Here is a 23,299-nt window from a genome sequence, read left to right on the forward strand (position 1 = left end):
ACACGGCACCAGGCACTGCGGAGGTACGAATGCGGCGGACGGACCCGGAAGGCCACGGCCCCGTCCGGTTCGGGCCGTCGCTCCCCGAGGACGGACTGCCCGTGCTGCCGGATCTGTCCGCCGTGCTCGCCGCCGCGGCGTCCCGGGGCGACCACGAACCGGTCGGCGGGGGACCCGCCCTGCGGGAGGCCGCCTGCGGCTACTGGGACCGCCGCGGACTGCACTGCGCCCCCGGCCGGGTGGCCGCCGGGCCCGGCGCGCCCGCGCTGCTGGTCGCCCTGACCGCCGCCCTCGGCGGTGACGTCCTCGTGCCGAGACCCTGCGCCGCCTGGTGGGCGCCGTACGCCCGCCTGCTGGGACGCCCCGCCTTCCACGTGCCGACCCCGCCGGAGAGCGGCGGGGTGCCCGACCCGTACGCCCTGCTGGAGACCGTGCGCCGGGTCCGCGCCGAGGGCGGTGATCCGCGCCTGCTCGTGCTGTCCGTCGCCGACGACCCCACGGCCACCGTCGCCCCTCCCGAGCTGCTGCACGAGACCGTCGAGGCCGCCCAGGGAGAGGGCATGCACCTGGTCAGCGACGAGACCTGGCGCGACACCCTGCACGACCCGCACGACACCGTGCTGCTCAGCCCCGCCGAGATGCTGCCCGACCGGGTCACCGTCGTCACCGACCTGGCCGGTGCCCTCCTCCCGCCCGGCTGGCCGGCCGCCGTGGCCCGCTTCCCGGCGGGCGAGGACGCCGACGGCCTCCACGCGCGCGTGCTCGACGTCCTCACCGCGCTCGACGCCCGGGTCGCCGCTCCCATCGCCGCGGCGGCCGCCTACGCCCTGCGGGAACCGGAAGCAGTCACCGCGCGCGTCGCCACCACCGTGCGCCTGCACGCGCGCCTGGCCGCCGAGGCGCACGCCGCCGTCGTCGCGGCCGGCGCCCTCTCCCGGCCCCCGCAGGCCGGCCGCCATCTGTACGTCGACCTCGCTCCGCTGAGCCCCGCGCTGACCGCGCACGACGTCGGCGACGCACAGGAACTGGAGGACTTCCTCACCGCCCGCCTCGGCATGCCGGCGCCGGGCGGCCACCGCTTCGGTGACGAGCTCGAAGCCCGGCGCGTGCGGCTTTCGACCGGCGCACTGGTGGCCGGCTCCGACAAGGAACGCGCGGAATGCCTCACTTCACCCACGCCGGTGGAGCTGCCGCACGTGCAACGCTCGTTGATCCAACTGAAGTCGGCCTTCGACGATCTCCGCGACGAAGCTCAGCGATGGGAGCCTCCTCGATGACGCAGCAGTCCGAGTCGACCGCGAGCACCACCACTCGGGAAGCCGAGGACGCGGCCCTCCCGTCCCCTCTCGCGCCCCCGTACCCACCGCCGGCCGAACCGAGACCTCTGGCCGAACGCCGGGTGTGGCCGCGCACCTTCCACGACCGGCTGACCGCCCCGCTCCCCGGCCTGAGGGCCATGGCCCGCTTCGCCCGCGAGGGCGCCGTGCGACCGGGCCCGGAAGGTCTCGCCGACATCCCCCGGCTCCCTTACGCACCCGGCCCGCTGCCCCGCGTCGACGCGCGCACGGTCGCCGTCACCTGGGCGGGACACGCCAGTTGGGTCCTGCGGATCGGCGGACTGACCGTCCTCACCGACCCGGTCTGGTCCCGCCGGATCCTCGGCACACCGGCCCGCATCACCCCCGTGGGCGTCCCCTGGGAGGAGCTGCCGCGCGTCGACGCCGTCGTCATCAGCCACAACCACTACGACCACCTGGACGCCCCCACGCTGCGCAGGCTCCCGCGCGACACCCCCGTGTTCGTCCCCGCCGGCCTCGCCCGCTGGTTCCACCGCCGCCGCTTCACCCGCGTCACGGAGCTCGACTGGTGGGAGGCGGCCGAACTCGACGGCGTCCGCTTCGACTTCGTCCCCTCCCACCACTGGTCCAAGCGCACCCTCACCGACACCTGCCGCAGCCTGTGGGGCGGCTGGGTGCTCACCGACCAGGACGGACAGCGCCTCTACTTCGCGGGCGACACCGGCTACGGGCACTGGTTCTCCCGCATCGGCCGCCGCTACTCCGGCATCGACCTGGCCCTCCTCCCCATCGGCGCCTACGACCCCCGCTGGTGGCTCAGCGACGTCCACTGCGACCCGGAGGAGGCGGTCCGCGCCGCCCAGGACCTGGGAGCGGCCAGGATGGCCCCCATGCACTGGGCCACCTTCGTCCTGTCGGCGGAGCCGGTCCTGGAGCCCCTCACACGGGTGCGGGCGGCCTGGGAGAAGGCAGGCCTGCCCCGGGAGAACCTGTGGGACATGCCGGTGGGCGCTTCCAGGGTGCTGACCGGGGACTGACCTCAAGGGGCGCGGGCGGCGTCACCGAACCCGCCGCACCACACTCGGCACCGCGCTGACCACCAAGGTCAGCGCGATCGCCGCCACCACGCCCTCCCACGGCTCGTCGAACAGCGACCCGCCGAGGATTCCGATCAACTGGTACGTCACCGCCCAGGCCAGGCAGGCCGGCAGGTTCCCGCGCCAGAAGCGCCGCATCGGCCACTTCGCCATCAGGCAGGCCAGCATCACCGGGATACGGCCCGCCGGCACCAGCCGGGACAGCACCAGCACGGCCACACCGTGCTCGGCGAGCTTCGTCTGCGCCTGCTCCAGCCGGTCCTCGGGGGCCCGCGCCCGGAGCGCCGCCAGCCAGCGCGAGCCGTTCTTCGACTTCATCCCGCGCCGCCCCAGCCAGTACAGCGCCGCGTCCCCGAGGAACGCCGCCAGCGACGCCGTCACGAACACCATCGCCAGCGAGAACGGGGCCGTCTGGTGGACGGCGACCACGGCCGCCGAACTCACCAGCGCGCCCGTCGGGATCACCGGCACCAGCGCCCCGATCAGCACCAGCAGGAACAGCGAGGGATAGCCGACCGCCTGCTGCGTGGACTCCGGCACGACGGACGCCGGGGTGACCATCGACACCGCGAGCAGGGGTATCGCGGCCTGAGCCACGGGCGCGGTCGGGATCACCGCGCGACCTCGAGGCGCACGCTCTCCCCGTGCCCGAGCCGGTGCACCGCCACGCCCGGCGCGTGCCGGGCCGCGAGCCGCACGAACTCGTCACCCGGCGCGTGGAACTCGTGGGGGCGCACGGCGTCCATCCCGATCGGCCAGTACGTGCCGTAGTGCACCGGCACCGCACTGCGCGGCGCCAGCCGCGCCAGCGCCTGTGCCGCCCGGCCCGCGTCCAGGTGCCCCTCGCCCAGGTACGGCCCCCAGCCGCCCACCGGCAGCAGCGCCACCTCGACCGGCCCGACCTCCTCGGCCATGTCGTCGAACAGCCCGGTGTCCCCCGCGAAGTACGTCCGGGCCTCGCCGGCGACGACGTAGCCGAGCGCGGGGGAGCGGTGCGGTCCGAGCGGCAGCCGGCGCCCGTCGTGCCGCGCGGGCACGGCCCGTACGACGATGTCGCCGACCGGGATCTCGTCCCCCGGTGCCACCTCGCTGATCCGCAGGTGAGCGAGCCGGCGCAGTCCCGGTACCGCCCGGCGCGCGCCCCGGGGCACGAGCAGGCGCGTGCCCGGAGCGAGCCGCGTCAGCGACGGCACGTGCAGGTGGTCGGCGTGCAGATGCGACACCAGCGCGACATCCGCCTGGTGGGCGCCGGGAGGCGGCACATCCCCGCGCCGGCGGCGCAGGTGCGCGAGCCGGCGCGCGAACAGCGGATCGGTGAGCACGCGTACGTTCGAGTCCTCGACCGTGCAAGTGGCGTGACCCCACCAGGTGATCTCCACCGGCACTTCTCTGCCTCCTTCGCGCGACTCCCCGAAGCCTACGTGCAGGAGTAGGGTCGGCGACGAAAACCGGAGGTGAGAGGGGACGCCATGGGGCCGGTCCGGGTCACGGCGATCGCGAGTCTGACGCCGCTGGAGGAGCTCGACGACGATCCGTTCCTGGTCGACTCCCGCAGCCAGCACGCGATGTGCGCCCGCTGGGCCGCCGAGCGGGGCTATGTGATCAGCCGGGAGTTACTGGTCCGCGGGCTGCGCCCTGACCACTGCGCGCTGTGGGACGGCGTCCGGCCCGGCCTCGACCTGTTCGTGGCGCCCAGCCGCAGAGTCCTGGAGAGCGCGCTCGCCTCCGTCGAGGAGTTCACCGCGGAGTGCGTGCGGCGCGGAGTGCGGGTCGAGACGGTGGGGCACGCGGAGCCGGCGTACGACGCGGCGATGAAGGCGTGCGTGCACCGCCGGCTGTCGATGCCGACCGCCGGCTACGACGGGCGCTGACGCGACGGATCGGGGGACACGAGGCGCCCCCGGGGCGTTGTGGCACTGTGGGTGAGGGTCCGCGGTCGCGGCGGGCCGGGACGTGAGGTGGCTGGGCGTGCGGGGCGTGCGGTGGCGGCGGGTCGCCAGTCAGGTGGGGCGGAGCGTCGCCGTGTGGGTGGTCTCCACCCTCACGATGCTGGTGCTCGCCGGGATCCTGCCGGACTTCCGGCTCCGCTCGGCCGACGGTGACAGCGCGACCGACATCGCCGTCAAGGCGGCCTTCGGTGCCGGCGCCTTCGGTCTGTTGTCTGCCGTGGTCTGGCCGTTGCTCGTCCGGCTCCTGCTCCTCGTACCGGCGCTCGTGCTCGGGCTGCTGGTGTTCTTCCTCAACGGCGCGCTGCTGCTGCTCGCCCTGCGCCTCGACCCCGGGGAGCGCGGCACCGCCGCCCCGGAGACCGCCGTCGTGGTCGCCGCCGTGATGTCCGCCGTGGCGTCCGCCACCGGCGCCGCCCTGGCCGTGCGCGACGACGACGCCTACCGCCGTCGGCTGTACCGCCTCTCGGACCGCCGCCGCCGAAGGTCCGGACCGCCCTGCCCGGCCAGCCCCGGCACGGTCTTCCTGCAACTCGACGGCGTCGGCCACGACGTCCTGCTGGACGCGGTCGGCAAGGGCCTGATGCCCACCGTCGCCCGCTGGCTCGACATCGGCGACGGCGCTCGCCCCACCCACCGGCTCGCCCTCTGGCGCACCGACTGGTCCAGCCAGACCGGCGCCAGCCAACTCGGCATCCTGCACGGCAGCAACCACGACGTCCCCGCGTTTCGCTGGTACGAGAAGGACACCCGCGAGGTGGTCGTCTGCAACCGCCCGACCAGCGCCGCCGAACTCCAGCGCCGGGCCGTCGGGTACGCGGGGCACGGCGGCCTGCTCGCCGTCGACGGCGCCAGCCGAGGCAACCTGTTCAGCGGCGGCGCCGAGCAGCAGGCCCTCGTGCTGTCCATCGCCGGCCGCCGCAGCCGGGAGAACCGCTCGCGCGCGGGCTACTTCGCCTACTTCTCCGACCCGGCCAACGCCGTGCGCACGGCCCTGTCCTTCGTCGCCGAGGTGGGCCGGGAGATCAGCCAGTCCACCCGGGCCCGCCTCGCCGAGCAACGCCCGCGCGTCTCCCGCGGCGGCCTCTACCCGCTCGTGAGGGCCTTCGCGACCGTCGTCGAGCGGGACGTCGTCGTGGCCGCCGTGATGGGCGACATGCTCGCCGGCCGCACCGCCGTCTACGCCGACCTCGTGGCCTACGACGAGGTCGCCCACCACTCCGGCCCGGCGAGCCGCGACGCGCAGAAGGTCCTCGAACGCCTCGACCGCTCCCTCGCGCTGATCGAGAGCGTCGTCGAGCACGCCCCGCGCCCGTACCGGATCGTCGTGCTGTCCGACCACGGCCAGAGCCCCGGCGAGACCTTCCGCTCCCGCTACGGGCTCACCCTCGGCGACCTGGTGCGGGCCGGCTGCGGACTGCCCGTGTCACGCAGGGCGGAGCGCACCCGAAGCGGTACGGAAGCCCGCGCCGCCGTGCGCGCCGCCCTGCGCATCCCGGTCGAGGAGAGCGGCGAGCGGCACCGCCCCACGCGCCGCTCGGAGCCGATCGTGCTGGCTTCCGGCAACCTCGGCCTGGTCTCCTTCCCGGATGTCACGCACCGCATGAGCAAGGAGGAGATCGACGCCCGTCACCCCGCTCTGCTGCCGACCCTCGCCAACCACCCCGGCATCGGCTTCCTGCTGGTCCGCAGCGAGGAGCACGGCGGTGTCGTCCTCGGCGCGTACGGCGCCGAGATTCCGCTCGCCGACCTCGACGACAACCCGGGCCCGCTCGCCGCCTTCGGGCCGGGCGCCGCCGACGCGGTACGCCGTACGCACTCCTTCCCGCACGCCGCCGACATCATGGTCAACTCCTTCTACGACCCGGCCGACGGCGAAGTCCTCGCCTTCGAGGAGCAGATCGGCTCCCACGGCGGCCTCGGCGGCGCCCAGGGCAACCCCTTCCTGCTGTCCCCGCTCGCCTTCTCCCCGCCGGTCGAGGAAGGCGAGGAACTCGTCGGCGCCGAACATCTCCACCGCGTACTGCGCCGCTGGATGCGCGAGTCGGACGGCCCCCAGGTGCCGCTGGAGAGCAGCGAGGAACGCGCCGCCTGAAATTGGGCTGCGTCCGGCAAGCCGTAGGCACACACTGGTGCGGTTCGTCTTCCCCCGTCCCTTTACGAGGAGAACCTGCGTTGCAGGCCGCCGTCACCGTCACTCCCGCCCGCATCCCGGAGCTGCTGCTCGGTCTCGCCACCGTCCGGCCGGTCTTCATCTGGGGCGCACCCGGCATCGGGAAGTCCTCCCTGGTACGGGCGTTCGCCGAGTCGCTCGGCCTGGAGTGCGTGAGCCTGCTGGGCACCCAGCTGGCGCCCGAGGACCTCATCGGCGTACCGCAGATCCGCGACGGCCGCTCGGTGTTCTGCCCGCCGGAGGCGATCGCCCGGGACGAGCCGTACTGCCTGTTCCTGGACGAGCTCAACGCGGCCACGCCGGACGTGCAGAAGGCGTTCTACTCGCTGATCCTCGACCGCCGTATCGGCAGCTACGAACTGCCCAAGGGCTCGATCGTCATCGGCGCCGGAAACCGGGCCACCGACAACGCGCTCGCCCGGCCCATCGCCTCCGCGCTCGTCAACCGCCTCACCCACGTGCACCTGGAGGCCTCCGCCAAGGACTGGCTGACCTGGGCCGGCAGCAACGGCATCCACGCCTGGATCGTGGACCACCTCATCGACCGGCCCGACCACCTGTGGTCCAAGCCGCCGAAGACGGAGGAGCCGTTCTCCACGCCCCGTTCCTGGCACATGCTCTCCGACGCCCTGCACTCCTTCGGCCGCGACCTCGACGAGGAGACGCTGCGGGTGCTCGCGCACGGCACGCTGACGCCCGCGCACGCGCAGGCCTTCTGCGGCTACGTCAAGATCGTGCGCAGCCGGTTCGGCATCGAGGCGATCCTCAAGGGCGACGCCCGCTGGCCGAACCGCCCGGAGGACCGCGACCTGCTCTTCTACCTCGCCGACTCCTTCCGCGGCCGCCTGATCAAGGAACTGCCCGCGAGCAAGGACCACATGTCCGCGAACGGCCGCCAGACCGCCTACCGCGCCAAGTCGCTGCTGGTGCAGCTCGCCGAGATATCCGTCGAGGTCGCCCAGACCGTCATCGCCTCCGACAACGACGGCAACCCCGTGCTGCCCTCCTGGTTCCTCGTCGAGGCGGCGCGCGACATGCCCCGGCTGGTGGAGGCCCGCCGGTGAGCCGCGGCCGCGGCAAGGACCAGCGGAAGAAGAAGCGGGACCTCGCGGGCGAGGCCTTCGCCGAGGGCATGCGGCTGATGCGGACCAACCCCGCCCTCGCCGCCGTGGAGTTCGACGTCTGCCGCCAGGAGGAGTGCCGCTTCGCGCCCCGCCACGGACTCGTGGTCGTCGACTCCGACGGCGATCTGCACGTCCACCCGGACCGGCTCGCCGAGCCCGCCGCCTGGGCCTGGGCGCTCGCCCACGCCGTCCTCCACCTCGGCTTCGGGCACGTCCCGGCCGTGAAGGGCGACCGCGTCCAGCCCGACCGCCACGACCTCGCCGCCCGCTGCGTCGTCGTCAACCGCTTCCTGCTCGGCTTCACCATCGGCGAGACCCCGGAGCACCTGCCCGCCTCCTACCCGGACGGCGACGAGGAGCAGCTCGCCGCCCGCTGGCGGCGTGACGGCCTGCCGACCGTGTACGAGCGCTGCGGTACGGCCGGTGACGAGCCCGACCAGGTGCTGGTGCCCTGGACGGGCTGGTCCCGGCCGCCCGACTGGCAGCTGGCCTTCGCCGGTGCCCTGACCCGGACCGTGTCCGCCGCGATGGACATGGCGGGCGGCCGCCGCGACAGCCTGCACGGCGAGGCGCCCCTGCTGCGGCCCTGGCAGCGGGCGCTGAGCTGGTTCATCTCCTCCTACCCGCTGCTCGGCGGTATCGCGTCCGGCATCAAGCTGGTCGCCGACGCCGAACTCGCCCGCGCCCACGGCATCGCGATCGCCGCCGTCAACGCCGAGGCCGGCGAGATCTACGTCAACCCGCTGCGGCAGTTCGACGACGAGGAGTGGCGGTTCGTCCTGGCCCACGAGATGCTGCACGCCGCCCTGCGCCACGGCGACCGCTGCGGCACCCGCGACCCCTACCTGTTCAACATCGCCTGCGACTACGTGATCAACGGCTGGCTGACCGAGATGCAGGTCGGCACCATGCCCGAGGGGCTGCTGCACGACCCGGGGCTCGCGGGCCTGTCCGCGGAGGAGGTGTACGACCGGATCGCCGGCGATCTGCGCCGCATGCGCCGCCTGGCCACCCCGCGCGGCAAGGGCGTCGGCGACGTGCTCGGCGCGCCGCTCGGACCGCCCCGCGACTACGTCGACCTGGACGGGTTCTACCGCCGCGGCCTCGCCCAGGGCCTCGACCTGCACCAGCGGCAGGAGCGCGGCTTCCTGCCGGGCGGCCTGGTCGAGGAGATCCGCGCGCTCAGCCACCCTCCGCTGCCGTGGGACGCGCGACTGGCCCGCTGGTTCGACGAGTTCGTGCCCCGACCCGAGCCCGTACGGTCCTTCGCCCGCCCCTCGCGGCGCCAGGCGGCCACGCCCGGCATCCCGCGCGCCGGGCGGTACTTCCCGCCCGAGGAGATCGCCCGCTGCACCTTCGGCGTGGTCCTGGACACCTCAGGCTCCATGGACCGCGTCCTGCTCGGCAAGGCGCTGGGCGCCATCGCCTCCTACGCCGAGGCCCGGGACGTACCGGCCGCCCGGGTCGTGTTCTGCGACGCGGCCCCGCACGACGCCGGCTATCTGCCGGTCACCGAGATCGCCGGCCGGGTGCGCGTGCAGGGCCGCGGCGGCACCGTCCTGCAACCCGGCATCGACCTGCTGCACCGCGCCGACGACTTCCCGCCCGGCGCGCCCGTCCTGATCATCACCGACGGCTGGTGCGATGTCCTGCGCGTGCGGCGCGAGCACGCGTACCTGATCCCGCGAGGAGCACGGCTGCCGTTCAGCGCCAGAGGACCGGTCTTCCGCGTGAGTTGAACCGGAGTGTGATCGGATAGTGGCCGGGAACCGGTCACGGTTTCCGGATACTCATCGAAAGGATGCGACATGGCAGCCACGCGCTCCGCACACACCGTTTGGGAAGGCAATCTCTTCAAGGGCAACGGTGTCGTCACCTTCGACTCCTCCGGCATCCTCGCCGAGCAGCCGGTGTCCTGGGCGGCCCGCACCGAGGAGCCGGGCGGGAAGACCAGCCCCGAGGAGCTGATCGCCGCCGCCCACTCCAGCTGCTTCTCGATGGCCTTCTCCAACATCCTCGACAAGGCCGGCACCCCGCCGACCAAGCTGGTGACCTCCGCCGACGTCACCTTCCAGCCCGGCGAGGGCATCACCGGCATCCACCTCACCGTCGAGGGCACCGTCCCCGGCATGGACGAGGCGGCCTTCCTCGCCGCCGCCGAGGAGGCCAAGGTCGGCTGCCCGGTCAGCCAGGCCCTCAAGGCCACGCCCATCACCCTGACCGCCAAGCTCGCCTGACCGGCCCCACCGACGTCGTGCGGGCCCGCCCACCAGGGGCGCGGCCCGCGCGACGTCGTCGGTTCGCCCACCGCGCCCGGGGTAGGAACCAGACGCTCTGCCGCCGACGGTCCGGAAGGGACGCGATGCTGCCGGGAACGTCCACCAGCGCGACGCTGCTCGACTCCGCCACCCGTGACCGGACCCGCGTCCTGCTGCTGTGCAGCCTCTCCGGCCGGCTCCGCCCCCGCGACACCGTCCTCGGCGCCCTCGTCGACCGCTACGACTACGGCCGCTTCGCCTCCCACCTGATGACCAGCCAGGACGTCCTCCCTGTTCCGGTGCTCGACGAACAGGTCGCGCCACGTCGGCTGCGGCTGCCGCACGGCGACCACGGCCTCGGCCTCGCGTCCCTGCGGATCCTCGTCGTCACCACCCCGCGCGGCGACGCCACCCTCGTCCTGGACTGCGCCTTCGCGGGCGAGACCACGGCCGGCGACCTCGCCGCCTGGCTGGCCACCACCTGCTTCGACCGGGAGCGGATCGAACTCGACGACCGCCCACTCCTGACGGTGCTGACCGGGCAACTCGGCGGCCGGCCGCTCGCGCTCGGCCAGAACGTGCACCAACTCGTCTTCCCCGGCGGCCGGTTACAGCGCGAGCTGCTCAGCGCCGACGAGGCCCGCAGGGCGATCCTGCTGAACGAGATCGTCTACCGCGGCCGGATGCCCTGGAACCCCGCCACGCCCTACGACGCCGGCCTCGCGCCGCACGTCAGGAACCACGGCGTCACCCTGTCCGCCCTCGGCCGGGGCGTCTCCGTCCAGGCGGGCTGGGCCCCGCACGTCGAGAACGGCCTGACGCTCGTCGCCATCGGCATGATCTCCGCCCTGGCCGTGCTCCAGCGCACCCGCCTGGCGGCCTTCGCGACGATGAAGGCCAACGAGCGGGCCCTGACCGACTCGCCCACCGAGATCCGCTCCCTGATCTCCCGCCTCTCCGCGGGCGTCAACGAACTCCAGCTGGACCTCGCCTTCGGCGTCGAGGCCTACGTCGACAGCCTGCTGATCCCCGAGATGGTCATGGAGGCGTTCCAGTCCTCCCTGCGCGACGCGCTCGGCATCCGCGACAGCCTGGAGAACTCCGCCCGCATGGTCGAGCGCCTGACCTCGGTGATCAGCGCCCGCTCCGCCGCCCTGGACGCCGAACTCGCCGAGCGCGACGACCGCCGGGACCGCACCGTCTCCGGCCTGGTCGCCGCCGCCACGCTGATCGCCCTGCCGCCCACCCTGCTGCTGGCCTTCTTCGGCGTGAACGGCACGAACGTCGACGAACACCGCTCCATCCTCGACCTGCGCACCTACGGCACGGCCTACGCGCTGGCCTGGCTCCCCTTCGTCACGCTGGTCCTGATCGGCTACGTCCTGCTCAGACGGATCAGGACCCGCTCCGGCTCGCTGCTGCCGGCGTCCGACGACGACGCCGTACCCGTCCCGCCGCCACGCTCGCCCGCCGGGAGCCGACGACCATGACGCCACGCCCCGCCGTCTCCGCCCACCGGGGCGGCTCCGAGCGCGCCGGGCCCGCCACCTGGCAGGCGTACGAGGACGCGCTGGAGTCCGGCGCGGAGTACGTCGAGTTCGACATCCGCCGCACGAAGGACGGCGTCCTCGTCGTCTACCACGACCCCCGGGCCGGGCACACCGGGCCGCCGCTGGCCGCGCTCACGCACGCCGAGCTGAGCGAGTGGGCCGGATACGAGGTGCCGGTGGTGGACGAGGTCATGGCGCTGATCGCCGGGAAGCTCGTGGCGCACCTGGACCTGAAGGAGGTGGGCTACGAGCGGGAGGTGATCGACCGGGCTGTGGCCCTGCTCGGCGTGGACGGGCTCGTCGTGACGACGCTGGAGGACCGTTCCGTGGCCGCCGTCGCGCAGGCCTTCCCCGGGGTGCGCACCGCGCTGTCCCTGGGGCGCGACCGCAGGGAACTGGCCCTGGCCCGGCTGCCCGGGACCCGGCTGAGCGAGCTGTTCCCGGCCCGCCGCATCCGGGCCTGCGGGGCCCACGGCGTCGCCGTGCACCAGCGGCTGGCCAGGACCACCGTGCTGCGCGAGGCGACCCGGCACGGCCTGTTCACCATGGTGTGGACGGTCAACGACGACACCCTGATGCGGGCCTTCCTCACCCACCCGCGCGTGGACGTCCTCGTCACCGACCGGCCCCGGCGGGCCGTGGCGCTCCGCGGGCCGATCACCCCCTCGCGGCATTGACAACAGCGCACTCAGGTTTTGTGCTGGAAAGTGAGAGCGCCCTGGCGGAAGGGGACAGCGATGGGACGTGCGGTCGGAATCGACCTCGGAACCACGAACTCGGTGGTCGCCGTGCTGGAAGGCGGCGAGCCCACCGTCATCGCCAACGCGGAAGGAGCCAGGACCACACCCTCGGTCGTGGCGTTCGCCAAGAACGGCGAGGTGCTGGTCGGGGAGGTGGCCAAGCGGCAGGCCGTGACGAACGTGGATCGCACCGCCCGCTCGGTCAAGCGCCACATGGGTGACGCGCACTGGCGCTTCCCCGACCAGGGCGACATCGACGGCACCCGCTACCGGGCGCAGGAGCTGTCCGCGAGGGTGCTCCAGAAACTGAAGCGGGACGCGGAGTCCTACCTGGGGGAGGACGTCACCGACGCGGTGATCACCGTCCCGGCCTACTTCGACGACACCCAGCGGCAGGCGACCAAGGAGGCCGGGGAGATCGCGGGCCTGAAGGTCCTGCGGATCATCAACGAGCCGACGGCCGCGGCCCTCGCCTACGGCCTGGACAAGGAGAACGACCAGACGGTGCTCGTCTTCGACCTCGGCGGCGGCACCTTCGACGTGTCGCTGCTGGAGATGGGCGAGGGCGTCATCGAGGTGAAGGCCACCAACGGCGACACCCACCTCGGCGGCGACGACTGGGACCAGCGGATCGTCGAGTACCTGGTCAAGCGCTTCAAAGGACAGTACGGCGTCGATCTCGCGGGCGACAGGATGGCCGTGCAGCGGCTGCGCGAGGGCGCCGAGAAGGCCAAGATCGAGCTGTCCAGCTCCACCGAGACGACGATCAACCTGCCCTACATCACGGCCTCCGCCGAGGGGCCGCTGCACCTCGACGAGAAGCTGACCCGGGCCCAGTTCCAGGAGCTCACCGCCGACCTGCTCGACCGCTGCAAGACGCCCTTCCACCAGGCGGTCAAGGACGCCGGGGTGAAGCTCTCCGCGGTCAACCACGTCATCCTCGTCGGCGGTTCCACCCGCATGCCCGCCGTCACCGAACTGGTCAAGGAACTCACCGGAAAGGAACCGCACAAGGGCGTCAACCCCGACGAGGTCGTGGCGCTCGGCGCCGCGCTCCAGGCGGGCGTCCTCCGCGGCGACGTCAAGGACGTGCTGCTGCTCGACGTCACGCCGCTGTCCCTGGGCATCGAGACCAAGGGCGGCATCATGACGAAGCTCATCGAGCGCAACACGACGATTCCCACCCGGCGTTCGGAGATCTTCACCACCGCCGCCGACAACCAGCCCTCGGTCGGCATCCAGGTCTACCAGGGCGAACGGGAGATCGCCGCCTACAACAAGAAGCTCGGCGTCTTCGACCTGACGGGCCTGCCGCCGGCGCCGCGCGGCGTACCGCAGATCGAGGTGGCCTTCGACATCGACGCCAACGGCATCATGCACGTCTCCGCCAAGGACCTGGCGACCGGCCGAGAACAGAAGATGACCGTCACCGGCGGCTCGGCCCTGCCCAAGGACGACATCGACCGCATGATGCGCGAGGCCGAGCAGTACGCGGAGGAGGACCGCAAGCGCCGCGAGGCCGCCGAGACCCGCAACCAGGCCGAGCAACTCGTCTACCAGACGGAGAAGTTCCTCCGCGACAACGGCGACAAGATCCCGGCCGACACCAGGAGCGAGGTCGAGTCGGCCATCGCCGAGGTGAAGGGACAGCTGGAACAGCAGGCGGACACCGCCGCCCTGCGCGCCGGCGTCGAGAAACTGGCCTCGGTCAGCCAGAAGATGGGCCAGGCGATGTACGCCCAGGCCCAGCAGACACCGACCGAGGAATCATCCGGCACGGCGCGCGAGGAAGAGGGCGTCGTCGACGCGGAGATCGTGGACGAGGAGAAGGACCAGGGAGACCGGAAGGGCGGGGCGGCCTAGCCTCTCCCGGGAGCGGCCTGGCTCTCCGCGGGCGGCAGCGTCGCGTACACGGCCTCGACGACGGAGGCGTACGGAGTGCCGGAGTCGGCCAGGCCGGAGCGGAGTCTCTCCAGTCCGGCCCGGTGCTCCGTCAGCAGAATCGTGTTGCCGGTGCGGGCCGTGAACTCCAGTACCGCCGGCAGGAAATCGGGCAGCTCCTCGCCGGTGAGCTCCAGGCCGTGGGAGCTGTAGAGCTCCTGGAAGCGGGCCGGCGAGATCCCCCGCCAGCGGCTCAGGTACAGGCTGTGGCCTTCCGCGCTCTCGAAGACCTGGAGGTAGTGGGCGGCCAGCTCCCGCGGCGCGGTGACGGCCGCGTGGTCGGCGAACTCCCTCAGCTGCGGGGCGGCTTCGCGCAGCAGCGGCAGCCGGGCGCTGAACTCGTCGCCGGGATACGTCAGGCACAGCGCGGCCGCCTGGTACAGCAGCTCGAAGCCGGGCATCTGACCTCCTTGGCGTGCGCTCGTGCAGCGCCCCGTGCTGACGACGCTAGGGGCGGACGGGGGAGCGCACCCGCCGGCGACGCCCGTCCGGGTCACGGCCTGCGCGCGAGGGGCCCCGCTCAGAAGGTCTCGTGGTACTCCCGCAGGAGCTTCTCGGTGCGCTGGGTGGAGGCGGCGCCCGCGGTCATGTGGTCGAGGACCTCCAGGTGCGCGGAGACCTCCTTGCGGGAGTCGAGGTAGAGCGCGCCGGTCAGGTACTCGGTGAAGACCATGTCGGGCAGTTCGGGCTCGGCGAAGCGGAACAGGGAGAACGGCGCGTACGTCCCCGGGTGCGGGCCGTCCTTGAACTCGGCGATCTGGAGCGTGACGCGGTCCCGCTCGGAGTACTCCAGCAGCTTGTCCAGCTGGTCCCGCATCACCTGGCCGTCGACGCTCACCGGTCGCCGCAGCACCGTCTCGTCCATGATCACCCACAGGTGCGGCGGGTTCGGGCGCTCCAGCAGCCGTTGGCGCTCCATGCGCAGCGACACATGCCGCTCCACGGCCTCCGGCCCAGAGTTCCCGATGGTGCCGGCCCGCAGGACCGCGCGCGCGTACCCCTCGGTCTGCAGCAGGCCCGGCACGAAGTGCGGCTCGTAGGACCGGATGATCCGGGCGGCGCCCTCCAGGCTCACGTACAGGCTGAACCACTCCGGCAGCACGTCGTGGAACCGCTGCCACCAGCCCGGCCGGTTCGCCTCCTCGGCGAGCTCGACGAACGCGGTCACCTCGTCGTCGGGCACGCCGTACGCCGTCAGCAGGATCTGCACGTACGGGATCTTGAGGGCGACGTCGGCGGTCTCCATCCGCCGGACCGTCGCGGGGGCGACGCGCAGCACCCGGGCGGCCTCGTCACGACTGAGCCCCGCGGCCTCGCGCAGTTCCTGCAACCTCTTGCCCAGCACCACCTGGCCCACGGTGGGTGCGGCCCGCCGTTCACTCACGCCACGCCTCCCCAACGTGCCCAAGCCTGCGATCAGTCTGTCACGTTCCGCCGTCAGTCTCACAGGGCCGCGGGCGAGGAGATCACGAGAAAGGACGAGTCGCCGGTGCATTACCCCGCGGGTAATCGACCGGGCGCGCACGGGACGGGATCGTGAACGCATCGAGTCCCGGGCCGGCGCACTCCGGCCCGGGACTCGGGACCCGCTGCCACACCACGACCCGACGGAGGGTGATTCACCATGTCCGCGACCCAGCTCGCCACACTCGCCCGGACCAGCGCGCCGCAGGCGATGCTGCGCCGCTTCCTCGCCCTGGACGCGGTGGTGACCGGCACCAACGCGCTCGCCTACCTCGCGTTCTCCGGCCCGCTCGGCCGTTTCCTCGGCGTGGACTCCACGCTGCTGCTCGCACTGGGCGCGTTCCTCGCCGCCTACGCGGCGGGCGTGGGTCTGCTGGCTGCCCGCCGGCAGCCGCCGACGCTCGGCGTGCAGGCCGTCGTCGACATGAACCTCGCCTGGACGGCTGTGAGCCTCACGGCCCTGGTGCTGTGGCTGACGCCGAGCACGGCGGGCGCCGTGTGGACGGTGCTCCAGTCCCTGACCGTGGCCGGGTTCGCCGGCCTCCAGCTCATGGCGCTGAAGGCCCGTCAGGGCAGCAGTGACTGAAGGTACTTGACAGTCGCCGGGTCGGCCGGGAGGAGCGTCTCGATGGCCAGCTCGGCGACGGTCACGTCCATCGGTGTGTTGAACGTGGCGATCGAGGAGATGAACGACAGCGTCCGCCCCTCGTGCTCGATCCGCAGCGGCAGCGCGAAGTACGGCACCGGCTCCGCGGGCTCGTCCACCGGATCCGCCTCGGGCACCGGATACGCCGCCACCTCCTCGTACAGCGCCCGCAGCGGATCGGAGCGGTGCAGCGCGATCTGCCGCTCCATCTGCTCCAGCAGGTGCCCGCGCCAGGCGCGCAGGTTGCGGATGCGCGGCGCCATGCCCTGCGGGTGCAGGGCGAGCCGCATCGCGTTCAGCGGCGGCTCGAGCAGGGACTCGGCGACGCCGTCGAGCAGCGTCATGATCCCCCGGTTGGCCGCCACGACGTCGTACAGCGCGTCCACCACCAGCGCCGGATACGGCTCGTAGCCCCCGATCAGCCGCTCGATGCCCTCGCGCAGCGCGCCCAGCGCCGGGTCGTCCAGCGGCGTCTCGGGGTAGCGCGGGGCGTAACCGGCCGCGAGCAGCAACGCGTTGCGCTCCCGCACGGGGACGTCCAGGTGCTCGGCCAGCCGCAGCACCATCTCCTCGCTGGGCCGGGAGCGGCCCGTCTCGACGAAGCTGATGTGCCGGGCCGAGGAGTCCGCGCGCAGGGCCAGCTCCAGCTGGCTGACCCGGCGCTGCTCCCGCCAGGCCCGCAGCAGCGGCCCCGCGCCCTGGCCGGTGGTGGAGGGATGAGTGGTCATGCCGGGACCGTAGCCGAGAACCGGTCGCACCGAACAGGCACACCGCTGCGACCAGGGCCCCGGACGTCCCGTTGTGGCAGGCTGAGAAGGGAGAAGAGGACACCGGAGCCAGGGAAGGAGCGCTGCCCATGCCCGTCGAACCGCTGTCGCAGAAGGAGGTCGAGGACCGGCTGGCCGAACTGCCGGGCTGGTCGCTCGACGGGGACCGCCTCACCCGTTCCTACCGGCTCGGCTCGCACTTCGCGGCGACGGCGATGGTCGTGCACATCGCCCAGGTCCAGGAGGAGCTCGACCACCACTCCGACCTCACGCTCGGCTACAACTCGGTGTCCCTGTCCGTCCACACGCACAGTGCGGGCGGCGCCGTCACCGAGAAGGACTTCGAGCTCGCCCGCAGGGTGGAGGACCTGGCCCCCGGGCACGGGGCACACTGACCGCGTGCTCGACTACGACAAGGAAGCGGAGCGGTACGACGCCTCGCGCGGCGGCGAGCCCAGGGCGGCCGCCGCCGCGGCAGCGGTGCTGAGCCTCGTGCCGCCGGATGCGCGCAGCCTGCTCGACGTCGCCTGCGGCACCGGCATCGTGACCCGCCGGCTCGCGGCCGCGCGCGAGGGCATGCGGGTGACCGGCGTGGACCTCGCCCCGGCGATGGCCCGGCAGGCCGCCGCCCGGCTGCCCGGTGCCGTGGTGCTCGCCGACAGCCGCCGGCTGCCCTTCCGGGACGCCGAGTTCGACGCCGTGTGCAGCGTGTGGCTGCTGCACCTGGCCTCCGGGCCCGCCGACGTCCGGACCATCATCGGCGAGTGCGCCCGGGTGCTGCGGCCCGGCGGCGTCTACGTCACCACGGTCGACAAGGCCGCCTCCCACAACGTGGGCAGTGACATCGATGTCGTCCTGTCCGCCCGCCCGCCCAGCCCGGTCCGGGACGCGGCGGCGGACGTCGAGAGCCACGCCGCCGGCCACGGCCTGGTCCCGGCTGGGCAGGCCCGCTTCCGCGGCCACGGGCAGGGCCGCAGCCCGCGCCGCACGGTCGCCGACCTGCGCCGCGGCTGGTTCGTCACCCTGCCGCCCGGCCACCCGCTCGCCGAAGGCTTCGCCACCCGGCTGGCGGAACTCCCCGACCAGGACAGACCCCGCCCCGACCCGTTCTTCACGCTCCGGGCGTTCCGGAAGCCGTGAGGGCCTCAAGCCCGGGTGAGCTCCATGACCGAGTTGGTCAGCCAGGTCTCTCCGCCGCGGAGGTCGTCTGTGGAGAACGCCTGTTCCCAGCGGGCGCCGGCCTTCGACCCGGCCGCGTACTGGGCGGCGTACCAGCGGGGCTTCCACGACCGGCTCCACCGCGGCGAGGCGGTCGTGCGACCGGCCCGGGGAGGACGCTCACCGGCCCGGCGGGGGAGACCGTACGACGCGACGGACATACGGACGACGACGGCTGGACGCGTGCCACGGTCCCCATCGAGTCCGTCGAGCACGCCCGCGCCGAGTTCCTGCGGCTCGGCGCGGGCACCGAGGTGCTGGCTCCGGACGAACCGCGGTCGAAAATCGCCCGGACCGTGGCCGAACTGCCTAAGCGGTACGGCAACTCCCGTGCCCCCCGCGGCAACTGAGAGGCGGAATCCGCCCGTCCCTCCAGGAGGTCCGTCCCGTGAAGCACCCGCACAGGCACCGCAGACGCCGCCTGCTCCTCCCCGTCGCCGCAGCCACGGCGGCGCTCGTGGGCGCCGGCCTGACCACGTTCGCCACTGACCACCACGCGGCGGCCGCCACCGCGCGGCAGGTCGAGAAGCTGGACCGGGGCGTCGTCAGCGTCCACACCGGCAGCGGAAACCTGGTCAGCTGGCGCTGGCTGGGAACGGACCAGAACAACGTGTCGTTCAACGTGTACCGGGCCGGTACGAAGGTCAACTCGGCCCCGATCACCGGTTCCACGAACTACTTCCACTCCGGCGCCCCCTCGCACGCCGACTACACCGTCCGCGCGATCGTGAACGGCGTGGAGCAGGGCGACTCGGCGCACGCGATCCAGTTCCGCACCGGCTACAAGGACGTCCCCCTCTCCCCGCCCGCGGGCGGCACGGCCCCGGGCAACTCGGCGTACACCTACGAGGCCAACGACGCCTCCCTGGGCGACCTGGACGGCGACGGCGCCCTGGACATCGTCCTGAAGTGGCAGCCGACCAACGCCAAGGACAACTCCCAGTCCGGCTACACCGGCAACACCATCGTCGACGGCATCAAGCTCGACGGCACCCGGCTGTGGCGCATCGACCTGGGCCGCAACATCCGCTCCGGCGCGCACTACACGCAGTTCCAGGTGTACGACTACGACGGCGACGGCAAGGCCGAGGTCGCCATGAAGACCGCCGACGGCACGAGGGACGGCACGGGCGCGGTGATCGGCTCCTCCACGGCCGACCACCGCAACTCCAGCGGCTACGTGCTCTCCGGCCCCGAGTACCTGACGATGTTCAACGGGCAGACGGGCAAGGCGATGCAGAGCGTCGACTACGTCCCGGGCCGGGGCAACGTCTCCTCCTGGGGCGACAACTACGGCAACCGCGCCGACCGCTTCCTGGCGGGCACGGCCTACCTCGACGGCTCCCGCCCGTCCCTGATCATGGCGCGCGGCTACTACACCCGCAGCGTCATCGCCGCCTGGGACTGGCGAAACGGTGCCTTCACCCGCCGCTGGACCTTCGACACCGCCTCCTCCACCAACAGCGGCAAGGGCTACGACGGCCAGGGCAACCACAGCCTGTCCGTCGCGGATGTCGACGCGGACGGCAAGGACGAGATCGTCTACGGCGCGATGACCGTGGACGACAACGGCAACGGACTGTGGACCACCAGGCTGGGCCACGGCGACGCGGGCCACGTCGGGGACCTCAACCCCTCGCGCGCCGGCCTGGAGTACTTCAAGGTCTCGGAAAGCTCCAGCCAGCCCGGCTCGTGGATGGCCGACGCGCGCACCGGCCAGATCCTGTGGCGTACGGCCTCCGGCTCGGACAACGGCCGCGGAGTCGCCGCCGACGTCCACGCCGGCAGCCCCGGTGCCGAGGCATGGTCGGCCACCGACACCACCCTGCGCTCGGCGACCGGCGCCTCCCTGGGCCGGGAGCCGTCCAGCATGAACTTCGTCAGCTGGTGGGACGGCGACCCCGTCCGTGAACTCCTCGACGGCACCCGCATCGACAAGTACGGCACCTCCGGCGACACCCGCCTGCTGACCGGCTCCGGCGTCCACTCCAACAACGGCACCAAGGCCACGCCGTCCCTTTCCGGAGACATCCTCGGCGACTGGCGTGAAGAGGTCATCTGGCCGACGTCGGACAACAGGGCCCTGCGGATCTACTCCACACCGCACCAGACGAACACCCGCATCACGACCCTGCTCCACGACACCCAGTACCGCACGGCCCTGGCCTGGCAGAACACGGCGTACAACCAGCCCCCGCACCCGAGCTTCTTCATCGGCAACGCCATGCCGACGGCTCCCAGGCCGACGGTCTACACCCCCTGAGAAAGCCGAGGGCGTATGCCGTCTGCGGCATACGCCCTCGGCAGCACGTCAGGCCACCGTGCAGCTTTGGTCACCCAGCTTGAACGCCGTCGGTTTCGTGTTCGTCCCCGACGCGTTCGCCGTGAAGCCGAAGCTCACGGACGAGCCCGCCGCCACGCCGGCGTTCCAGCCGACGTTCTTCGCCGTCACCGTCGAACCCGACTGCGCGGCCTCGGCGTTCCACGCCTGGGTCAGCTTCTGGCCGTCGGTGAAGGACCAGGCCAGCGACCAGCCGTTCCAGGGGGTGGTGCCGGTGTTGGTGACCTGCACGTCCGCCTGGAAGCCACCCGACCACTGGCTGGTGACCTTGTACGTCACCTTGCAGGCGCCGGCCGGGTCGGGCCCGGGCCCGGGACCCGTGGTGCCGCCGTCGGAGCTGTCGCCGTAGATGACGCCACGGCCGTTGGTCGCCACGTACACCCGGCCGTACACCCTCGGGTCACCGGTGATGGCCGCACCCGTCCAGCCCCACTGGTGGGCGTCGTCGTTGATGCGCGTCCAGCTCGCGCCCTTGTCCGTGGAGCGGAAGATGCCGCGCACGCCGCCGATCTTCGCACTGGTGTAGAGCGTCTGGTAGGAGGCGCCGGGCGACGCCTTGCCGAAGCCGATGGTGTCGGCCTGCTCGACGTTCGACAGCTTCGTGAAGCTCGTGCCGCCGTCCGTCGAGTGCCACAGGCCGTACGCCCCGTCGCTCGCGCCGCCCGCCAGCCAGACGTCGCCCTTCCCGCCGGGCAGCGCCTTGAAGCGGACACTGTCACCGCCGGGCAGCCCTGTCGCCGGTGACTCCTTGAACGTCGCGCCGCCGTCCGTACTGACGTAGAACTTCCCGGACTTGAAGCCGTAGAACGTCTTCGGGTCGACGCGGTCCGACTCCACGATCGCCCCGGAGGGGATTCCGCCGGACGCCTGCCACGACGTGCCGAAGCCCGTCGTGTGGTGCACGCCGGCGCCCTGCGGGCTCCACACGAACCGGCTGCCGTCGGCCGCCGCCGCGACCGTGCCGCCGCCGCTCACGCCCGAGGGGTCGGTCCCGGCGAACCAGTTGGCGCCGTTGTCCGTCGAGAACGAGATGTGCGGACCCGAGTCGAGGTTGCCGACCCGGACGACCGTGTTCGGATTCGACTCGGCGAAGTCCAGACTCGTGGTCGTCGTGAAGTTCGGCTGGGTGAACATCATCGACGGGACCTTCGTCAGATCCGTGTGGCGGAAGCCGCCGATGTCGCCGAGCGCGCTGAGCAGCGGGGCACCGGACGGGGCAGAGGCGAGGTCGTTGACCGCCGTCTCCTCCAGCCCCTGCACCATCGGCTTGACGGCGAACTTCCCGCCGTTGTCCCAGTTCGTGAGGTTCTCGGTGCCGTAGATCGTCGCGCCCGTCCCGTACATCATGCGGTTGGAGTTGAACGGGTCGATCTCCAGGGCTTCCGTCATCCACCCCAGCTTCGGAGTCTGCTCGGGCGGCTGCGGGTTGGCGCCCCAGGTCAGCCACGGCGAGGACGAGACATCCATCGTGTAGCGGTTCTCGCGGTTGGGGTACGACGTGTAGTCCCACGCCTTGGTCCAGGTCGCGCCGCTGTCCGTGGAGCGGAAGATCTGCGTGTCCGGCCACCAGGCGCTGTACGCGGTCGCCATCACCGTGCCCGGCTTCTGCCGGTCCACCGTCAGCCCGCTGAAGCCGTAGAACGTGTCGGCCTCGGCCACCGGGCTGATGTTCGTCCAGGCACCGGTCCCGGTCGCGTACCGCCACAGCTGGCCCTTGCCGCCGTCGTACGGGCCGCCCTTGTCGCTGTAGGCAAGGTAGAGATGGCCGTTCTTCGCGTCCAGGACGCCCTTGTGGGCGAGATAGCCGGTGGGCTGCCCGGCAAGGCGCTGCCAGGTCGCGCCCGCGTCCGTCGAGCGGTACACCGCGTTGTCCTTGTCGGCGACCCCCACGTAGATCGTCTTCGTGGCGCTGCCCGACGTGCCCGTGGACTCGTCGAAGGTGACCCAGACGATGCCCTGGTTGTCGGACGCGTAACCGCTGGTGTCACTCGGGTCCTGCGCATAGTTGCCGACGTTGGGGAAGTTCGACACCTGCGACCAGGTCACGCCCGAGTCCGTCGACCGCCACAGCCCCTTGCCGCTGGGCGCGCCCAGATACAGCACGCTGTTCCGGTTCGGGTCCACGGCCAGCCGCTCGCCCATGCCCCGCCCCGGCATGTTGCCGCCCAGCTTGAACGGCAGGTTCGCCTTCTGCCAGCTCGCCCCCCGGTTGGAGGAGCGCATGACCGCGCCGTTCTTCGGATCCCAGCTGTTGGTGTACGTACCGACCGCCGCGTACACCTTGTTCGGGTCGACGGAGTCGGACGCGAGGCTGACGACCCCCGTGTGCCCCCAGTCCTCCCAGCCCACGGAGTCCAGCAGCGGCGTCCAGGTCTTCGAGGCCTCCTGCCAGCGGTAGGCACCGCCGATGTCGGTCCGGGCGTAGGCGAGGTTCTTCTCGGTCCGGTTGAAGACGATGCCGGGGACGAAACCGCCCCCGTCGATCCGTGCGTTCTTCCAGGTGTAGGTGTCGGCGGTGATCTTCGGCGACGGCGGATCGGCGGCCAGGGCTGTGGGAGCGCCCGACAACAACCCGGCCGCCAGCGCGAGCACGGCCGTGAGTATGCGGGTTCTTCGCACGGTGGGGGTCCTTCCGTGAGGGGGGGAGAACGTGCGAGGGCCGGGCGGCTCCCGTGCGGGTGGAGTCGCCCGGCCGTGGCCCCGCGTCAGGTGCGGGGCCAAGTACGCAGAGCTTCG

General features: G+C 72.4%; 21 protein-coding genes and 1 pseudogene. 15 read left to right on the forward strand and 7 right to left on the reverse strand.

Features of this window, described 5'->3' with window-relative positions; translation table 11 throughout:
• Positions 1-29 precede the first annotated feature (29 nt).
• A complete protein-coding gene (locus tag HDA41_RS33715) occupies positions 30-1,277 on the forward strand; it encodes an aminotransferase class I/II-fold pyridoxal phosphate-dependent enzyme (protein WP_184990712.1) in 1,248 nt (415 codons plus the stop codon).
• A complete protein-coding gene (locus tag HDA41_RS33720) occupies positions 1,274-2,335 on the forward strand; it encodes an MBL fold metallo-hydrolase (protein WP_184990714.1) in 1,062 nt (353 codons plus the stop codon). Before HDA41_RS33715 ends, HDA41_RS33720 begins: the two co-directional genes overlap by 4 nt.
• Before the next feature lie 21 nt (positions 2,336-2,356).
• Here HDA41_RS33720 and HDA41_RS33725 read toward each other — a convergent pair whose 3' ends face one another.
• Entirely contained in the window at positions 2,357-2,956 is a 600-nt protein-coding gene (locus tag HDA41_RS33725; protein ID WP_184993965.1) for a DedA family protein, read from the reverse strand.
• 50 nt (positions 2,957-3,006) lie between these two features.
• Positions 3,007-3,780 (reverse strand): MBL fold metallo-hydrolase, encoded by a 774-nt coding sequence (locus HDA41_RS33730; RefSeq protein WP_184990716.1) that lies wholly within the window; start codon positions 3,778-3,780, stop codon positions 3,007-3,009.
• Positions 3,781-3,864: 84 nt separating this feature from the next.
• Here HDA41_RS33730 and HDA41_RS33735 point away from each other — a divergent pair, with 84 nt between their 5' ends.
• From HDA41_RS33735 to dnaK, 8 genes are all read left to right on the forward strand, one after another.
• On the forward strand, positions 3,865-4,266 hold the full coding sequence (locus tag HDA41_RS33735) for a hypothetical protein (RefSeq protein ID WP_184990718.1): 402 nt from the start codon (positions 3,865-3,867) through the stop codon (positions 4,264-4,266).
• 97 nt (positions 4,267-4,363) lie between these two features.
• Positions 4,364-6,436 (forward strand): phage holin family protein, encoded by a 2,073-nt coding sequence (locus HDA41_RS33740; protein ID WP_184990720.1) that lies wholly within the window; start codon positions 4,364-4,366, stop codon positions 6,434-6,436.
• An 80-nt stretch (positions 6,437-6,516) separates the two neighbouring features.
• Positions 6,517-7,578 (forward strand): ATP-binding protein, encoded by a 1,062-nt coding sequence (locus HDA41_RS33745; protein WP_184990722.1) that lies wholly within the window; start codon positions 6,517-6,519, stop codon positions 7,576-7,578.
• 68 nt (positions 7,579-7,646) lie between these two features.
• Positions 7,647-9,377, forward strand: a complete 1,731-nt coding sequence (locus HDA41_RS33750; protein WP_260423710.1) for a vWA domain-containing protein — start codon at positions 7,647-7,649, stop codon at positions 9,375-9,377.
• 69 nt (positions 9,378-9,446) lie between these two features.
• Positions 9,447-9,875, forward strand: a complete 429-nt coding sequence (locus tag HDA41_RS33755; RefSeq protein WP_037668927.1) for an OsmC family peroxiredoxin — start codon at positions 9,447-9,449, stop codon at positions 9,873-9,875.
• 125 nt (positions 9,876-10,000) lie between these two features.
• Complete coding sequence (locus tag HDA41_RS33760; RefSeq protein WP_184990726.1) at positions 10,001-11,386, forward strand: hypothetical protein; 1,386 nt, start codon at positions 10,001-10,003, stop codon at positions 11,384-11,386.
• Positions 11,383-12,123, forward strand: a complete 741-nt coding sequence (locus HDA41_RS33765) for a glycerophosphodiester phosphodiesterase family protein (protein ID WP_184990728.1) — start codon at positions 11,383-11,385, stop codon at positions 12,121-12,123. The genes HDA41_RS33760 and HDA41_RS33765 overlap by 4 nt, the downstream gene beginning before the upstream one ends.
• 60 nt (positions 12,124-12,183) lie before the next feature.
• Positions 12,184-14,049, forward strand: coding sequence for a molecular chaperone DnaK (gene dnaK / locus HDA41_RS33770; RefSeq protein ID WP_184990737.1), 1,866 nt, complete (start codon positions 12,184-12,186; stop codon positions 14,047-14,049).
• On the opposite strand, the gene HDA41_RS33775 is transcribed toward dnaK, so the two are convergent.
• Together HDA41_RS33775 and HDA41_RS33780 are read right to left on the reverse strand one after the other, a co-directional pair.
• A complete protein-coding gene (locus HDA41_RS33775; protein ID WP_184990739.1) occupies positions 14,046-14,528 on the reverse strand; it encodes a nitrate reductase molybdenum cofactor assembly chaperone in 483 nt (160 codons plus the stop codon). The two genes, dnaK and HDA41_RS33775, sit on opposite strands and share 4 nt — an antisense overlap.
• A gap of 119 nt (positions 14,529-14,647) precedes the next feature.
• Positions 14,648-15,511: a Sco1979 family transcriptional regulator gene (locus HDA41_RS33780; RefSeq protein WP_184990740.1), complete on the reverse strand. Its 864-nt coding sequence runs from the start codon at positions 15,509-15,511 to the stop codon at positions 14,648-14,650.
• 240 nt (positions 15,512-15,751) lie between these two features.
• On the opposite strand from HDA41_RS33780, the gene HDA41_RS33785 reads away from it, so the two are divergent.
• The gene (locus HDA41_RS33785; protein ID WP_184990742.1) at positions 15,752-16,177 is read left to right on the forward strand and encodes a hypothetical protein; all 426 of its coding nucleotides are present in this window, start codon (positions 15,752-15,754) and stop codon (positions 16,175-16,177) included.
• Here the strand turns inward: HDA41_RS33785 and HDA41_RS33790 are convergent.
• Positions 16,159-16,965, reverse strand: coding sequence for a helix-turn-helix domain-containing protein (locus HDA41_RS33790; protein WP_184990744.1), 807 nt, complete (start codon positions 16,963-16,965; stop codon positions 16,159-16,161). The genes HDA41_RS33785 and HDA41_RS33790 overlap by 19 nt on opposite strands.
• Positions 16,966-17,093: 128 nt before the next feature.
• Between HDA41_RS33790 and HDA41_RS33795 the strand changes: the two genes are divergently transcribed.
• A complete protein-coding gene (locus HDA41_RS33795; RefSeq protein ID WP_059421762.1) occupies positions 17,094-17,399 on the forward strand; it encodes a 4a-hydroxytetrahydrobiopterin dehydratase in 306 nt (101 codons plus the stop codon).
• Between the two features lie 4 nt (positions 17,400-17,403).
• Entirely contained in the window at positions 17,404-18,144 is a 741-nt protein-coding gene (locus HDA41_RS33800) for a class I SAM-dependent methyltransferase (protein ID WP_184990746.1), read from the forward strand.
• A gap of 5 nt (positions 18,145-18,149) precedes the next feature.
• Here the strand turns inward: HDA41_RS33800 and HDA41_RS41835 are convergent, their stop codons facing one another.
• Complete coding sequence (locus HDA41_RS41835; RefSeq protein WP_230299782.1) at positions 18,150-18,383, reverse strand: hypothetical protein; 234 nt, start codon at positions 18,381-18,383, stop codon at positions 18,150-18,152.
• Positions 18,384-18,413: 30 nt separating this feature from the next.
• Here HDA41_RS41835 and HDA41_RS41840 point away from each other — a divergent pair.
• Both HDA41_RS41840 and HDA41_RS33810 read left to right on the forward strand, forming a co-directional pair.
• Positions 18,414-18,572: pseudogene (locus HDA41_RS41840) on the forward strand (WCX domain-containing protein); the annotation flags it as partial.
• A gap of 38 nt (positions 18,573-18,610) precedes the next feature.
• Positions 18,611-20,485: a rhamnogalacturonan lyase gene (locus HDA41_RS33810; protein WP_184990748.1), complete on the forward strand. Its 1,875-nt coding sequence runs from the start codon at positions 18,611-18,613 to the stop codon at positions 20,483-20,485.
• A 48-nt stretch (positions 20,486-20,533) separates the two neighbouring features.
• On the opposite strand, the gene HDA41_RS33815 is transcribed toward HDA41_RS33810, so the two are convergent.
• A complete protein-coding gene (locus HDA41_RS33815; protein WP_184990750.1) occupies positions 20,534-23,182 on the reverse strand; it encodes a cellulose binding domain-containing protein in 2,649 nt (882 codons plus the stop codon).
• Positions 23,183-23,299 lie beyond the last annotated feature (117 nt).

Source organism: Streptomyces caelestis (assembly GCF_014205255.1).
Lineage (GTDB): Bacteria > Actinomycetota > Actinomycetes > Streptomycetales > Streptomycetaceae > Streptomyces > Streptomyces caelestis.

Excerpts from the sequence above, each read along its gene's own strand:
- HDA41_RS33715 (WP_184990712.1), top strand. The coding sequence starts at position 30 with ATGCGGCGGACGGACCCGGAAGGCCACGGCCCCGTCCGGTTCGGGCCG.
- HDA41_RS33720 (WP_184990714.1), top strand. The coding sequence starts at position 1,274 with ATGACGCAGCAGTCCGAGTCGACCGCGAGCACCACCACTCGGGAAGCC.
- HDA41_RS33725 (WP_184993965.1), bottom strand. The coding sequence starts at position 2,956 with ATGGTCACCCCGGCGTCCGTCGTGCCGGAGTCCACGCAGCAGGCGGTC.
- HDA41_RS33735 (WP_184990718.1), top strand. The coding sequence starts at position 3,865 with ATGGGGCCGGTCCGGGTCACGGCGATCGCGAGTCTGACGCCGCTGGAG.
- HDA41_RS33750 (WP_260423710.1), top strand. The coding sequence starts at position 7,647 with ATGCGGCTGATGCGGACCAACCCCGCCCTCGCCGCCGTGGAGTTCGAC.
- HDA41_RS33755 (WP_037668927.1), top strand. The coding sequence starts at position 9,447 with ATGGCAGCCACGCGCTCCGCACACACCGTTTGGGAAGGCAATCTCTTC.
- HDA41_RS33760 (WP_184990726.1), top strand. The coding sequence starts at position 10,001 with ATGCTGCCGGGAACGTCCACCAGCGCGACGCTGCTCGACTCCGCCACC.
- HDA41_RS33765 (WP_184990728.1), top strand. The coding sequence starts at position 11,383 with ATGACGCCACGCCCCGCCGTCTCCGCCCACCGGGGCGGCTCCGAGCGC.
- dnaK (WP_184990737.1), top strand. The coding sequence starts at position 12,184 with ATGGGACGTGCGGTCGGAATCGACCTCGGAACCACGAACTCGGTGGTC.
- HDA41_RS33775 (WP_184990739.1), bottom strand. The coding sequence starts at position 14,528 with ATGCCCGGCTTCGAGCTGCTGTACCAGGCGGCCGCGCTGTGCCTGACG.
- HDA41_RS33785 (WP_184990742.1), top strand. The coding sequence starts at position 15,752 with ATGTCCGCGACCCAGCTCGCCACACTCGCCCGGACCAGCGCGCCGCAG.
- HDA41_RS33790 (WP_184990744.1), bottom strand. The coding sequence starts at position 16,965 with ATGACCACTCATCCCTCCACCACCGGCCAGGGCGCGGGGCCGCTGCTG.
- HDA41_RS33795 (WP_059421762.1), top strand. The coding sequence starts at position 17,094 with ATGCCCGTCGAACCGCTGTCGCAGAAGGAGGTCGAGGACCGGCTGGCC.
- HDA41_RS41835 (WP_230299782.1), bottom strand. The coding sequence starts at position 18,383 with ATGTCCGTCGCGTCGTACGGTCTCCCCCGCCGGGCCGGTGAGCGTCCT.